General features: G+C 59.6%; 1 protein-coding gene. It reads left to right on the top strand.

The annotated features are described in order from the left end of the window. Nucleotides 1–92 precede the first annotated feature (92 nt). Nucleotides 93–1,041 (top strand): IS630 family transposase gene (locus tag EN804_RS34485; protein ID WP_135922297.1). Its coding sequence is split into 2 segments (ribosomal slippage): nucleotides 93–428 and nucleotides 430–1,041, totalling 948 coding nucleotides; the frame shifts between segments, so codons are not numbered across the junction. Nucleotides 1,042–1,050: the final 9 nt, after the last annotated feature.

Genomic DNA, 1,050 nt, shown 5'->3' with positions numbered 1-1,050 from the left:
CTAGAGCGGTTCCTGTTTTGAGAGAATCGTAGGATTCCCAAAGCAGCTGGTTTGTGATTCAAGATGCTGGCTGGATTGGAGGCCAGCATCTGATGACGCGAGCGCTTTCAAACGATCTCCGTGAGCGTGTTGTCGAGGCAGTTGGCGCCGGGGAGAACTGCCGTGCTGTGGCATCGCGCTTTGGCGTTGCGGTTTCCTCTGTAGTGAAGTGGTCGCAGCGTTACCGTGCCACCGGCTCGGTGGCGCCGGGCAAGATGGGCGGACATCGCAAGCGCGTTCTGGAGCCGCATCGGGCCTTCATTGTTGAACGGATCAATCAGACCTCTGAGCTGACGCTGCATCGGCTAAAGGACGAGTTGGATGCGCATGGGATCAAGGTCTCGCACAACACGGTCTGGATGTTTCTGCGCCGTGAGGGCCTGAGCTTCAAAAAAAACGCTGTTCGCCCTTGAGCAGGCGCGCGCTGATGTTGCCCGCAGGCGTCAGCGATGGCGGTCCTGGCAGGGTGGCCTTGATCCGCAGTGCCTTGTCTTCATCGACGAGACCTGGATCAAGACCAACATGGCTCCGCTGCGCGGTTGGGGGCCGAAGGGCAAACGGCTGCGCGGTTTGGCTCCACACGGCCACTGGCGCACGCTGACCTTCCTCGGCGCACTGCGCTGGGATCGGCTCGCGGCTCCTTGCGTCTTCGACGGCCCGATCAACGGCCAATGCTTCCGTGCCTATGTCGAGCAGCAGCTCATCACGGTGCTGAAGCCCGGCGATATCGTCGTCATGGATAATCTGGGAAGTCATAAGTCGGCGGCCATCAGGCAGATGATCAAGGCCGCCGGCGCCAGACTTTGGTATCTGCCGCCCTACTCTCCGGACCTCAATCCGATCGAGCAAGCCTTCGCCAAAATCAAGCACTGGATGCGCCAGGCCCAGAAGCGAACCATCGAGGAAACTTGGCGTCACATCGGCCACCTCGTCGAAACCATCGAGGCAGCCGAATGCAAGAACTACTTCGAAAACGCCGGATACGCTTCCGTCAAAACATGAAACGCTCTA

The organism is Mesorhizobium sp. M8A.F.Ca.ET.161.01.1.1 (assembly GCF_004792105.1).
Lineage (GTDB): Bacteria > Pseudomonadota > Alphaproteobacteria > Rhizobiales > Rhizobiaceae > Mesorhizobium.
This window is presented reverse-complemented; position numbering and strand designations above follow the sequence as displayed.